This window comes from Flavobacterium nackdongense (assembly GCF_004355225.1).
GTDB lineage: Bacteria > Bacteroidota > Bacteroidia > Flavobacteriales > Flavobacteriaceae > Flavobacterium > Flavobacterium nackdongense.
Map to the genome: position 1 here is coordinate 1,795,479 of NZ_CP037933.1, position 12,667 is coordinate 1,808,145.

Annotated in this window: 11 protein-coding genes, 2 tRNA genes and 1 rRNA gene; 2 read left to right on the forward strand and 12 right to left on the reverse strand. The window is 38.1% G+C overall.

Annotated elements, in window-relative coordinates; all coding sequences use genetic code 11:
• Positions 1-86: 86 nt before the first annotated feature.
• From E1750_RS07615 to E1750_RS07630, 5 genes are all read right to left on the reverse strand, one after another.
• Positions 87-160: transfer RNA gene (locus E1750_RS07615), tRNA-Ala, on the reverse strand.
• Between the two features lie 108 nt (positions 161-268).
• Positions 269-342, reverse strand: a tRNA-Ile gene (locus E1750_RS07620).
• 154 nt (positions 343-496) lie between these two features.
• A 16S ribosomal RNA gene (locus tag E1750_RS07625) occupies positions 497-2,008 on the reverse strand.
• Between the two features lie 538 nt (positions 2,009-2,546).
• Positions 2,547-2,687 (reverse strand): hypothetical protein, encoded by a 141-nt coding sequence (locus E1750_RS17735; RefSeq protein WP_165698017.1) that lies wholly within the window; start codon positions 2,685-2,687, stop codon positions 2,547-2,549.
• A 305-nt stretch (positions 2,688-2,992) separates the two neighbouring features.
• Complete coding sequence (locus tag E1750_RS07630; protein WP_133276201.1) at positions 2,993-4,228, reverse strand: ABC transporter permease; 1,236 nt, start codon at positions 4,226-4,228, stop codon at positions 2,993-2,995.
• Between the two features lie 78 nt (positions 4,229-4,306).
• Here E1750_RS07630 and E1750_RS07635 point away from each other — a divergent pair, with 78 nt between their 5' ends.
• Entirely contained in the window at positions 4,307-5,479 is a 1,173-nt protein-coding gene (locus E1750_RS07635; RefSeq protein WP_133276202.1) for an exo-beta-N-acetylmuramidase NamZ family protein, read from the forward strand.
• A gap of 63 nt (positions 5,480-5,542) precedes the next feature.
• Here E1750_RS07635 and E1750_RS07640 read toward each other — a convergent pair whose 3' ends face one another.
• Positions 5,543-6,037, reverse strand: coding sequence for a YkgJ family cysteine cluster protein (locus E1750_RS07640; protein ID WP_133276203.1), 495 nt, complete (start codon positions 6,035-6,037; stop codon positions 5,543-5,545).
• Positions 6,038-6,131: 94 nt separating this feature from the next.
• On the opposite strand from E1750_RS07640, the gene E1750_RS07645 reads away from it, so the two are divergent.
• A complete protein-coding gene (locus E1750_RS07645; protein WP_133276204.1) occupies positions 6,132-6,836 on the forward strand; it encodes a class I SAM-dependent methyltransferase in 705 nt (234 codons plus the stop codon).
• A gap of 46 nt (positions 6,837-6,882) precedes the next feature.
• Here the strand turns inward: E1750_RS07645 and E1750_RS07650 are convergent, their stop codons facing one another.
• From E1750_RS07650 to E1750_RS07675, 6 genes are all read right to left on the reverse strand, one after another.
• On the reverse strand, positions 6,883-8,040 hold the full coding sequence (locus tag E1750_RS07650; RefSeq protein WP_133276205.1) for an aminotransferase class V-fold PLP-dependent enzyme: 1,158 nt from the start codon (positions 8,038-8,040) through the stop codon (positions 6,883-6,885).
• A gap of 50 nt (positions 8,041-8,090) precedes the next feature.
• Positions 8,091-8,489: an energy transducer TonB gene (locus tag E1750_RS07655; RefSeq protein ID WP_133276206.1), complete on the reverse strand. Its 399-nt coding sequence runs from the start codon at positions 8,487-8,489 to the stop codon at positions 8,091-8,093.
• Between the two features lie 27 nt (positions 8,490-8,516).
• A complete protein-coding gene (locus E1750_RS17915; RefSeq protein WP_227873982.1) occupies positions 8,517-9,269 on the reverse strand; it encodes a DUF2059 domain-containing protein in 753 nt (250 codons plus the stop codon).
• A gap of 45 nt (positions 9,270-9,314) precedes the next feature.
• A complete protein-coding gene (locus tag E1750_RS07665; RefSeq protein ID WP_133276207.1) occupies positions 9,315-9,947 on the reverse strand; it encodes a 7-carboxy-7-deazaguanine synthase QueE in 633 nt (210 codons plus the stop codon).
• 110 nt (positions 9,948-10,057) lie between these two features.
• Positions 10,058-11,728, reverse strand: coding sequence for a tetratricopeptide repeat protein (locus E1750_RS07670; protein ID WP_133276208.1), 1,671 nt, complete (start codon positions 11,726-11,728; stop codon positions 10,058-10,060).
• 12 nt (positions 11,729-11,740) lie between these two features.
• On the reverse strand, positions 11,741-12,664 hold the full coding sequence (locus E1750_RS07675; protein ID WP_133276209.1) for a PstS family phosphate ABC transporter substrate-binding protein: 924 nt from the start codon (positions 12,662-12,664) through the stop codon (positions 11,741-11,743).
• Between the last annotated feature and the right edge of the window lie 3 nt (positions 12,665-12,667).

The window sequence follows — 12,667 nt, forward strand, 5'->3', positions numbered from 1 at the left end:
ACTTTAAGCCCCCTCCAGCTCCCCCGAAGGGGGAGAGCCGATTGCTCTTTGTTCCTCCCCTTTGGGGAGGTTAGGAGGGGCTTTTGTGGAGAATAACGGAGTCGAACCGTTGACCTCCTGCGTGCAAGGCAGGCGCTCTAGCCAGCTGAGCTAATCCCCCAATTTCAATTTTAGATTTTTGAATTCAGATTTTAGATTTCTAATTCTTCTCTAATTTCTCTTGGTGAATTCCAACTTCTAGAATTTCCTTTCTTTTAAGTTAAAATAGTAGTCCCGGGCAGACTCGAACTGCCGACCCCTACATTATCAGTGTAGTACTCTAACCAGCTGAGCTACGAGACTCTGTTTTACTTAAATTGCAAAGCCGTTGCAGCGCAACGTCTCTACCTGTATTATTTGAACTAACAGCGAGAGTAATGGAATCTTTCGATTCTTTCCATTTAAATTTTTCGTCTTCTTTCCTTAGCGTGTATTACTACTAACACTAAGGCTCTAGAAAGGAGGTGTTCCAGCCGCACCTTCCGGTACGGCTACCTTGTTACGACTTAGCCCTAGTTACCAGTTTTACCCTAGGCAGCTCCTTGCGGTCACCGACTTCAGGCACCCCCAGCTTCCATGGCTTGACGGGCGGTGTGTACAAGGCCCGGGAACGTATTCACCGGATCATGGCTGATATCCGATTACTAGCGATTCCAGCTTCACGGAGTCGAGTTGCAGACTCCGATCCGAACTGTGACCGGTTTTATAGATTCGCTCCTACTCACGTAGTGGCTGCTCTCTGTACCGGCCATTGTAGCACGTGTGTAGCCCAAGGCGTAAGGGCCGTGATGATTTGACGTCATCCCCACCTTCCTCTCAGTTTGCACTGGCAGTCTCGTTAGAGTTCCCGACTTCACTCGCTGGCAACTAACAACAGGGGTTGCGCTCGTTATAGGACTTAACCTGACACCTCACGGCACGAGCTGACGACAACCATGCAGCACCTTGTAAATTGTCTTGCGAAAAGTCTGTTTCCAAACCGGTCAATCTACATTTAAGCCTTGGTAAGGTTCCTCGCGTATCATCGAATTAAACCACATGCTCCACCGCTTGTGCGGGCCCCCGTCAATTCCTTTGAGTTTCATTCTTGCGAACGTACTCCCCAGGTGGGATACTTATCACTTTCGCTTAGCCACTGAAGTTACCCCCAACAGCTAGTATCCATCGTTTACGGCGTGGACTACCAGGGTATCTAATCCTGTTCGCTACCCACGCTTTCGTCCATCAGCGTCAATCCATTAGTAGTAACCTGCCTTCGCAATTGGTATTCCATGTAATCTCTAAGCATTTCACCGCTACACTACATATTCTAGTTACTTCCTAATAATTCAAGTCCTACAGTATCAATGGCCGTTTCCCCGTTGAGCGGGGAGATTTCACCACTGACTTATAAGACCGCCTACGGACCCTTTAAACCCAATGATTCCGGATAACGCTTGGATCCTCCGTATTACCGCGGCTGCTGGCACGGAGTTAGCCGATCCTTATTCTCACAGTACCGTCAAGACATTACACGTAATGTTGTTTCTTCCTGTGCAAAAGCAGTTTACAATCCATAGGACCGTCATCCTGCACGCGGCATGGCTGGATCAGGCTTGCGCCCATTGTCCAATATTCCTCACTGCTGCCTCCCGTAGGAGTCTGGTCCGTGTCTCAGTACCAGTGTGGGGGATCTCCCTCTCAGGACCCCTACCCATCGTAGCCTTGGTATGCCGTTACCATACCAACTAGCTAATGGGACGCATGCTCATCTTTTGCCGTTGTGACTTTAATGTGAAAATGATGCCATTCTCACATACTATGAGGTATTAATCCAAATTTCTCTGGGCTATCCCTCTGCAAAAGGTAGATTGCATACGCGTTACGCACCCGTGCGCCGGTCTCTAGTATTGCTACTATACCCCTCGACTTGCATGTGTTAAGCCTGCCGCTAGCGTTCATCCTGAGCCAGGATCAAACTCTTCATCGTATATTATTTAGTCTTGCGACTTACTTATTATTCGACTCAAATTCTAGTGGTTTTTTAAATCTTCCGATTCTCTTACTCTCTTTATTATTGTTTTAATTCATTCGAGCCGTTGCTGTGCAACGTCTCTACAAACCAAAACGGCTGTCAATTCAATATGTCTAAGAACTTTCGTTTTTTATTACTATCGCCATTCTTTCGTTTAGCGGGTGCAAAAGTACAACTTCTTTTTATTCTGGCAAGCTTTTTGAAAAGTTTTTTTGAAAAATATTTTTTTTCTTTTCTTCTCATTTCTCTTATCAGTCTTTCAATTAACGTTGCGCTTTTAGCGGGGTGCAAAGGTAACTTCTGTTTTTGAATCTCACAAACTTTTTTGAATCTTTTTTGAAAATAATTTTTCAACTTTAATTCGTTTCGTTTGTCAGGTTTTCTATGAACGTCTGCTTGAATGCGGCTGCAAAAGTAGTACGTTTTTTGAGTTATACAAGGCCTTTTGCAATCTTTTTTGAAAGTATTTTTTAAATCATTGGTTTTTGGGTATTTACAAACCGTCTTTTTTGAAGTTTTCTGATTTTGAACCTGTGGTTTTTGAGAATCCTACCGGTTTTGAACCGTCTTGAGGATTCGTCGTATTGCCTTGCCCGTAAAAAAGACGCCAATTTTCTGGGACTCCCTTGAACAAATTAAGTATGAAAACTAATATATATCTCGAAATAGCCTAAAAAAGTCTCTCCCCGACCCTCTGCCAAGGAGAGGGAGACGAAAAACGAAGGTAGTTACCGGTTAGCTTGATGATTTATTGGAAAAATCGTTGCGGATTATTAACAAGAACTATTTACTCTTCTATTTAGGAGAAACGTATTTGTAGAAACTTTTGCCCTAGCCCTGATGGAAACGGCATCCTTTGTGGCCGGGGTTCGGCCGCAAAGATATAGTGTACAGCAGGAAATAGCTCCTAGAAAAATTCAGTCCTAGCAATGACAGTAATTAATCGAAACGAATGGCTTTTACCGGGGAAATTTTGGTTATTATATAGGAGGGGATTAATAATACTAGAAAACAAACGGTAATGGTAAGTAGATTTAAAAGTACTATGTACAACAAATTGATGTCGACTGGCGCTTGATTGACATAATAATTTTCGGGGTTTAGCTGAATTATTCCAAAATACTTTTGGATGAGCAGCATCGTGATGCCTATAAGATTGCCCCAAAACAGTCCTCTTATTACAAGATAGAAGGCATTGTATAGAAATATTTTGCGTACCGACCAGTTGTTGGCTCCGATTGCTTTGAGTATTCCAATCATTTGGGTGCGTTCGAGAATGAGCACTAATAAGGCGACAACCATATTGATTGTAGCGACTAGAATCATCACTACTAATATGACAATGATATTTAAATCGAAGAGTTTGAGCCATTCGAAGATGTAACTGTATTTTTCGATTATGGTTTTGGTGTCGAGTGTTGAGGAGGTTTGCTGGTATACTTGCTCGCCAATTGATTTGATATTGCTAAAGTCATTGGCAAAAACTTCAAAAGCGCCCACTTGATCGGTTTCCCATTTATTGAGGCGTTGAATATGTCGAATATCTCCTATGATATAAGTAGCGTCGAAATCTTGAAATCCAGAACTAAAAATACCCACAATTTTGAACCTTCGGATATTGGGCAATTTATTATGATCGTCTTTAATAAAAAAGGTATTGAAAGCATCGCCGACTTTTAGATTGAGGCGGTTGGCCAATAGTTGTGAAATCAATACTTCTTGATTCAGCGCTTTTGAAAAATTGGGCAAATTACCTGAAACGACATACTCCTTTATATTATCCCATTGATAATCGGTGCCCACTCCTTTTAGAATTATTCCTTCGAAAGCCGTTTCGGTTCTTATTATACCGGCTTTGCTGGCTACGGCCTGAATATGGCTTACTCCTGGTACTGAATTGAATTTTGGATAAAAATCTTGGTTTTTCGAAACGGGCACTAGCGTGACTTCGGATTGATTATTGTCGTAATTAGAAATGATGATATGGCCATTGAAAGCGGAAACTTTGTCCCGAATTTTTTGTTGCAATCCGATTCCAGTCGCCACAGAAACAATCATCATAATCATTCCAATGGCAATTGCTGATATGGCAATTTTGATAATTGGCGCAGAAATGCTACTTTTATAATCTTTGGCAGTTATAAGCCTTTTGGCTAAGAAATATTCTATGTTCAAAATGTATAGTTTGCCACAAATATACATAAAGTTTTTTGCCACAGAATACACAGTTTTACACAGATTAAAAATAGTTTTATGAAAAATTCCATCTACGCTAGCGTTTTGTTTTTCCTGATTTTTTTGGTTGCCTGCACTGCCCAGAAAAAGGGAAGCCCAAATCCTTCAGCAATACAAACTGCCGCTGATAATACCGAAGCCTATTTGCCCTTATTAAGAGGTAAAAAAGTTGGAATTGTTACCAACCAAACCGGAATTCTATCGGACAAAACTCATTTGGTTGATTTTTTGCAATCGAAAAACATTAAGATACGAACTATTTTTGCTCCAGAACACGGTTTTCGTGGTACTGCCGATGCTGGCGAACACGTAATCGATGGCAGAGATGCCAAAACCGGCTTGACTATTATCTCACTTTATGGTGATAACCGAAAACCAAAACCAGCCCAATTAGCTGGAATTGACCTAATGGTTTTTGATCTACAAGATGTAGGATTACGCTTTTATACTTATATATCCACTCTTCATTATGTAATGGAGGCTTGTGCGGAAAATGCTATTCCACTTTTAATTTTAGACAGACCCAATCCAAATGGAAACATTGTGGATGGGCCAATTCTGGAAAAAGAGTTTACGAGTTTCGTAGGAATGCACCCTGTTCCCGTTTTGTACGGAATGACGATTGGCGAATATGGAAAAATGATTAATGGCGAAAAATGGCTTCAAAATGGCGCACAATGTAAATTGACTGTCATTCCTTGCCTGAATTACAACCGGAAAATGAGTTATAGTTTGCCGGTAAAACCCTCTCCCAATTTACCCAATGATCAATCTATAAATCTTTACGCTAGTTTGTGCCTTTTTGAAGGAACCAATGTGAGCGTGGGTCGCGGAACGGAGCAACAATTCCAAATTTACGGCTCCCCTTTTTTGCCAAAAAGCGATTTTAGTTTTATTCCGAAACCTAATTTTGGAGCGAAAGAACCGATGCACAGAGACCAAATATGCTATGGAGAAGATTTGTCGGCTGTGGCCAAAGTAAGCCAATTGGAATTGAAATGGTTACTCAAAGCCTACAATGCAACTTCGGATAAAAGTAAATTCTTTAATTCATTTTTTACAAAACTTGCGGGAACCAAAGAATTGCAACAGCAAATTGAAGCTGGGACTTCAGAAAAAGAAATTAGAAAAAGCTGGGAAAAAGGATTACGGGATTTTGAGGAAATTAGAAATAAGTATTTGATTTATTAATCCTCACCCCAGCCCTCACCAAAGGAGAGGGAGCCGAAACTGGACAAATTATCGAAAAATAAATTATAAAGGCATTTTCTTTTTCATTTCTTCCACAATATTGAAAGCTGCCGGGCAAATTGCCACGTTTTTCAATGTTAAATCAGCGATTTGCTGAAATTTCTTTCTATCGGTATGTGGGAATTCGCGACAGGCTTTGGGACGAACCTCATAAATGAAGCAAGTATTGTCGCTATCCAAAAAAGTACAAGGAACACTTTGCAGCACATAATCTTTGTCTTCGTCTATGCGTAAATATTGATCGATAAACTGTTGTGGTTTTTGTCGCAAATGTTTTGAAATCCGCTCAATATCGGCCGATGTGAATAATGGCCCTGTGGTTTTGCAACAATTCGCACATTGCAAACAATCCGTTTTTTTGAATTCGGCGGTGTGCAATTCCTGCATTACATAATCCAAATTTTTAGGCTGCTTTTTTTTCAACTTATCAAAATACTTTTTGTTTTCGATATGCTTATCTTTGGCGTCTTTAGGAAGATTGTTTAGAATTTGTTTCAAGTTTAAAGTTTAAAGTTGAGCCCGCAAAAGTAAGCAACTTCTACATTAATAACTAAAAACCCGAGGAGAGATTGCTTCGTTCCTCGCAATGACTATGAAAGACCTTTTCGGAAAAGCCATACTCGACTTTCAGACTGACAATTCGCCTGAGGATTTAATCACCGAAACCAACATTTCTGAATCGGACGAAATGAGCGTTGCTTATCTTTTTCGTTCCTATAATGAAATGCCACAGTTAGAACAAAAAGCCTTGCAATTGGCCAAAGGCAAAGTTCTCGATGTAGGATGCGGTGCGGGAAGCCATAGTTTAACTTTACAGAATGATAGAAATCTCGACGTCACTTCAATAGATATTTCGCCAAATGCCATTCAGGCTTGCAAGCTTCGCGGTTTGAAAAATGCCAAAGTTCAAGATATGCTGACATTGGAAAACGAAAAATTTGACACCATTCTTTTATTAATGAATGGTACGGGAATTTTTGGAACCTTGGCAGCAACGCCCAAGTTTTTGCAAAAACTAAAAAGTTTATTAACCCCAAATGGTCAAATATTAATCGATTCCTCCGACATTATCTATATGTTTGACGATGATGAAGATGGCGGAAAGTGGATTACAGGCGATGGCTACTATGGTGAACTGACTTTTACTGTGTCCTATAAAAATGAAACCGAAACTACTTTTCCGTGGTTATATCTTGATTACAACAGCTTGCAAAATGCAGCTTTCGCCAATGGATTACAATGTGAATTGATTCAAGAAGGAGAACATTTTGATTATTTAGCGAGGCTTTCGATATAGAAAAAAGAACAAAGAAAAAAGACGAAAGAAAAAAATTTAATAAGTTTTAAACTTCAATCAAATTGGTAGTAGCAATAATATCTTGCAATGCTTTGTATAAAATATCTAAATCTTCTTGAGAGTTATACCCATTTATAGAATATCTCAAAAAATAATTGCCATTCAGAGGCATTACCGGAATTTCGATTTTATATTTATTGAAAAGCAATTCTTTCAATTCAGCAGGATTTGAGGTTTTTATGGGAATACTCGCCATTTGAACAAGAAATTCTTCGGTAATTGGACAAATCGGTTGTGTATTGAGTACATCACAAAATCGTTGGTAATTATCAAAAACTAGCTGTTTGCATTTCTTTGCCACAGTTTGCCAATCGTTTTCTTCCAGAAAATCAATCACTTTTGGAGTACACAAAAATGCCGAAATATCTCTCGTGCCTTGGTATTCCTGATAATCTAAGAATTGACTTTCGCCCGGGCTGACACTTTCATAACCCCATCCTACCACAAGGGGATCTAACATTTCCTGAAAACGCTGCTTCACATACAAAAAAGAACTTCCTTTAGGAGCCAGCATCCATTTGTGCAAGGTACCTGTATAAAAATCTGGATTTAATTCAGTTAGATTTAAATCCATTTGACCCGGAACGTGAGCGCCATCTATAATAGTAATCAACCCCAACTCGCGTGCTTTATCGCAAATTTCCTTGACAGGAAAAATCAAAGCAGTACAACTTGAGATTTGATTGAGAAAAACTATTTTGGTTTTTGAAGTATAACCACTCCAGAATTCTTCGAGAATTTGTTCTTTAGAAACTACCGGAAGCGCAATGCTTTGTCGAATGTATTTGGCTCCCGATTTTTTGCAATAGAAATTCCAAGTCCGGTCCATTGCGCCATATTCGTGGTTTGTGCTGAGGATTTCATCTCCTTCCTTTAAATCTAAACTTCGCATAATGGTATTGATGGCGAAGGTTGGATTTGGCGTAAAAAAGAAATCATTGGCATTACAACCGATAAATTTGGCTAATCTCTCTTTCGCAATTTTTAAATAGGCGGCCTGTTTTTTTTGAATAAAATGAACGGGCTCGTTTTCCAGTTCCAACTGCAACCGTTGGTATTCCTGAAAAATGGGTTTTGAGCAAGCACCAAATGAACCGTGGTTGAGGAAAGTGATTTTTGGATCGAGATTGAATTGGGATTTCATTTTTAGGTTTTTTTGTAAATATAAATAATACCAAAATATGATTAGGTAATTTATAATTTACCCATCACATTAATTGGCAAACTATAGGCACATCTAACATTTTTTCCGTTTAGTACCCCAGGTTTCCATTTAGGTGAAAGTTTTAACACCCGAATAGCCTCGTCACCCGTGCCATATCCTAAATCTTTCCTAACTTTAAAATTTGTTAAAGACCCGTCTTTTTCAACTACAAAGGTCACTAAAACTTTTCCATTTAGATTTTTAACATCCGGCACTTGATAGTTAGTCCCAATAAATTTAATAAAAATAGCCATACCTCCATAAAATTCGGGTCTAACTTCTAAGTCCGCAGTATAATAAATAGTTTCATCTTGAACATTTGTGGACTCTTGGGCAGAAACCATTTGAAATGCAAACAGAGCAATTGCTAGGAATAAAAAGTTTTGCATATGAATTTTTTTTCGCTTAAAAAATCTTTACTTAGCCATTATTGAAATTGGCAAACTAAATGTACATCGTACCTTTTGACCATTCTGCTCGCCTGGAATCCACTTCGGGGAAAGCTCGAGAACCCGAACGGCTTCTTTCCCTGTCCCGTAACCTAGATCTCTCAGGATTTTGATATCCGTCAAAGAGCCGTCTTTTTCAATTACAAAAGTCACAAAAACTTTACCTTTTAATCCAGCTACATTTGGAGGATTAAAGTTTTTCGCAACAAATCTGGTAAACTCATCGATACCACCCGGAAAATCAGGTTTTACGTCAATTCCAGCTGTATTATAAACCGTATTATCTGAACTATTCATTGAAACAGGATTAGAACTTGAATTTTTGTAATTCTTAACTATTCCAAACATTTCCTTCGCCATTTCTTGTCCTGCTTGCATTGACTTTTCCGTAATTACCGCAGCGTTTTTATTCATTTTTTTACCCAAAGGACTTTCATAAAATGCAATCATTTCCTTAATATCTTCGGGAGTGTAGGTTTCCATATAAATTTTAGCGACTTTGTCATAAAAACCAGGCAAAATTGCTTCAAAATCCTTACTAAACGCAGCTTGATTAGCCTCCGGAATCATTTTTAAAAATTGATTTTTAGCCAATATCATTCCTGCATCAGAGCCACTTAAGGACATCATTTTTAATACATCTGCTTTGAAAGCGGCGTCTTGAGCAATATTAATTTGGGCCATTAATAGGAAGGCAATGGATAACAAAAACTTTTTCATTTATTTGGGGATTAACTTTTATATTGGTCGACAAAACAACTCCATTTAAGGAATATTCAAATATTTATGTGTTTGTAAAGATACACGCCATTTCGGATTATTCATTACGTAATCAACAATAAGTGGCGTCATTTCTTCTTTTTTGCTCCATTCGGGTTGGAGAAATAAAATCGCATTTTTGTTGACTTTTTCAGCTTGCTCTTCGGCAAAAATGAAATCGTGTTTGTTGTAAATTATCACTTTCAATTCGTGCGCTCTGTCATAAACCGTTTGAGTTGGCAATTTGTTTTTCTTAGGCGAAAGGCATATCCAATCCCATTCCCCACTAAGTTTATAAGCCCCAGAAGTTTCGATATGTACTCTAAGGTTGTGCTCTTTTAATTTTTGCGTTAATAAAGTCATATCCCAAGTCAAAGGTTCGCCTCCGGTAACCACAACAGTATCGGCGTACTTGCTTGCATTTTCAACAATCCAATCGATACTTGTTGGCGGATGCAATTCGGCATTCCAACTTTCTTTGACATCACACCAATGACAACCCACATCGCAACCCCCGATTCTAATAAAATAAGCGGCGGTTCCTGTATGAAAACCTTCCCCTTGAATGGTATAAAACTCTTCCATTAGCGGAAGCATCGCCCCTCTGTTGACTTCTAATTGTATTTCTTTTGATAACATTTCGTTTGTTTAAAGTGCAAAGATAGTGAATTATAAACGTTGACTTAACTACATAAAAAAACCGATAGTTATTTAAAACTATCGGCTTTGGTATCCATCTATTTAGAAAATTACTTTTTCAATTTAGATAATGAATCAGTAGCATAAGCATTCGTTGGGTCAATCGAAAGCGTTTTATTCAAATATTCTATTGCTTTTACTTTATCCGTATTGGCATAACTAGCAGCAATATTGTTATACGATTCTATTACTTTTTTTGTTGTCGTAGGTTTTGCTAATTCCTCAGGGCCTTTTTCTGAAACTTTTGCGACATAGGTTTCATAATATTTGATAGTCATTTCGTCATTACCCATCAAACTATTGGTTCTCGCTCTATAAAGATAAGCGTCCTGGTACGAAGGCGAAGCAGTGATTACATTTCCGAAAGCGACATCTGCTTTTTGCAATTGCGCTGGATCTGGTTTTACATCTTTTTTATTGTTGGCATAATATATTGACAAACCATAATAAATATTATCATCAACATAATTTTTGTATTCTGAATTGGTTGTACCAAACTCAAACACTGGAATCGCCTCTTTATATAATTTTAAGGTAAAGATTTTTTTACCAACTTCATTCAAATCTTCAATGATCAAAGGTTCAATTTCAATCGCTTTTTTAATATCATTCAAACCGGAATTGTACAAAGCTGGATCTACTGACAAACCATCAGCGCTTAATCCTTTTTTGAATTTTGCCGTTCCTAAATACAAATAATCTTTGGCAATAATTTTATTATCCGGATTAGACATATAACTTTCTAACGCTTTTATTGCACCTTCTGCATTCCCGTTCTCGTAAGCTGAATATCCTAAATAACGGAAGATTCTAGGATTTACTTTATCCATTTCAATCATCTTATTGGCTTCTTCTTCCAGTGCTTTATAATCTTTTAAAAGTACCAAAAAGTCAGCGCGACGCATTCTTGAATGTATAGAACGATCTGTAAGATTCATATATTTTTCATAGTTGGTAAAAGCCAACTGCATATATTCGGTAGATTTAGAAGGCTTATTTCTTCCCCATTTATAATAAGTTTCGGCCAATTCACGGTAAACAGGGCCATAATTTGGGTTGATTGCAATCACTTCATTAAAAGATTTGATAGCCTCATCATAGGACTTTGCACCTTTCAGTAGCACTCCCAATTGCATTTTAGCTCTCAATAAAGTTGGATCAAATTGAAAAGCATTTCTGTAAGCAGCATACGCCTCATTTTGATTTTTATCCCCATAAAAAGCATCTCCCAAAGCCAATTGGACCATAGCATCATTTGGATTTATGGTTTTGGCTCTATTCAAATATTCAATTGCTTTCTTGTAATTAGGCTTGGTCGAATAAGTGTAGGCTCTACCGATAGCCGTCAATTCCTCGACATCTTTCTTTTTGGTATCTTTCAACGCCAAAGCAAAATTGGCTTCAGCAGCACTAGAATTGCCACTATCCAAATCCATTGTCCCGATACCGATATTATTTAACCTAGCACCATCGGTTCCTGCCAATCCTTTTTGAAATGCCACTTTGGCGGAATCATTCACATTCTGAATAAGATAAATATTTCCTAGTAAGAAATGAGCTCTTCCATCAATCGGACTGGTTTTAATAATCGATTTCAACATCGATTTTGCTTTTTCATATTGTTCCCCATCAATCGCTTTTCTCGCTTGGCTTATATCTTGAGCAAATCCAACAGTCGTCGATGTTAAAAAGGCTATACTAAAAATCTTAAGTGTATTCATTTGGTATTATATTTATTTATTCTTATCGTTACTAATTTCATTTCTAATGTTGAGTTTTCTGCCAGGCATATTTATTGGCAATAAACCTGATTTCAAGATTATTCTCTGCCCAATATCTCCGGCTACAAAGGATGCAAAACCCATTCCTAAACCTGAAAAACCTTGTGCATTGATGATAAACAAATCACGTGCCAAAGGATATTTGCCTTCTGCGATATTATTCTGACTTGGCGAATAAAATGCATTACTTTTCAAGCCTTTAACGCTCAAAACATTGACCTTGTCCACGAACGTTTGCATATTTGGCATTGGCTGGGTCAACCAATTCACTCCAACCACACCAATCATTCCATCGTTTTGAGCCACAAATTTAATGACTTCGTCATTCGTATTAAAGGAATACACTCCATTTTTAGGAACACTACTTACTCCTGCAAGCTCATTAATATATCGAACCGTACTAGAATTGGGATTGTCAAAAACCAAGCCTTTAACCTTGGTGTTTTGTTTACCTTTCATAAAATCGATTACACTCTTTAACTCAACAAGTGTGTCATTATTGCTCTTACTTGAAATAAAAGCAATTGCGTCGGTTGCAAATTTAGTGATTTTTGGCGTAATTTTTTTTTGAACAAAGATTTTATTTTCGTCAACTGTTAAATTTCTAGTTAAAATTGCGATTCCCGACTTATTCTTAAATAATTCGACAACTATTTCTGACTCTGATTTGGGTACAATTTTAATTTTAGCATCATATTTACTTTCAAAAATAGCCACCTGATCTTCAACTATTGGCGTCAAGGTTTCATCGACTAGAATCGAGGTCGACCCCTTTAAAATAGATTCTTTATTGTTGTTTGAATTATCCGATCTGTTACACATAACAAAACACAGACCAACCAATCCTGCTATAAAAACCTTGCTAACTTTAAACATAGC

Excerpts from the sequence above, each read along its gene's own strand:
- E1750_RS07655 (WP_133276206.1), bottom strand. The coding sequence starts at position 8,489 with ATGCAAAACTTTTTATTCCTAGCAATTGCTCTGTTTGCATTTCAAATG.
- E1750_RS07675 (WP_133276209.1), bottom strand. The coding sequence starts at position 12,664 with ATGTTTAAAGTTAGCAAGGTTTTTATAGCAGGATTGGTTGGTCTGTGT.
- E1750_RS07635 (WP_133276202.1), top strand. The coding sequence starts at position 4,307 with ATGAAAAATTCCATCTACGCTAGCGTTTTGTTTTTCCTGATTTTTTTG.
- E1750_RS07650 (WP_133276205.1), bottom strand. The coding sequence starts at position 8,040 with ATGAAATCCCAATTCAATCTCGATCCAAAAATCACTTTCCTCAACCAC.
- E1750_RS17915 (WP_227873982.1), bottom strand. The coding sequence starts at position 9,269 with ATGAAAAAGTTTTTGTTATCCATTGCCTTCCTATTAATGGCCCAAATT.
- E1750_RS07645 (WP_133276204.1), top strand. The coding sequence starts at position 6,132 with ATGAAAGACCTTTTCGGAAAAGCCATACTCGACTTTCAGACTGACAAT.
- E1750_RS07665 (WP_133276207.1), bottom strand. The coding sequence starts at position 9,947 with ATGTTATCAAAAGAAATACAATTAGAAGTCAACAGAGGGGCGATGCTT.
- E1750_RS07670 (WP_133276208.1), bottom strand. The coding sequence starts at position 11,728 with ATGAATACACTTAAGATTTTTAGTATAGCCTTTTTAACATCGACGACT.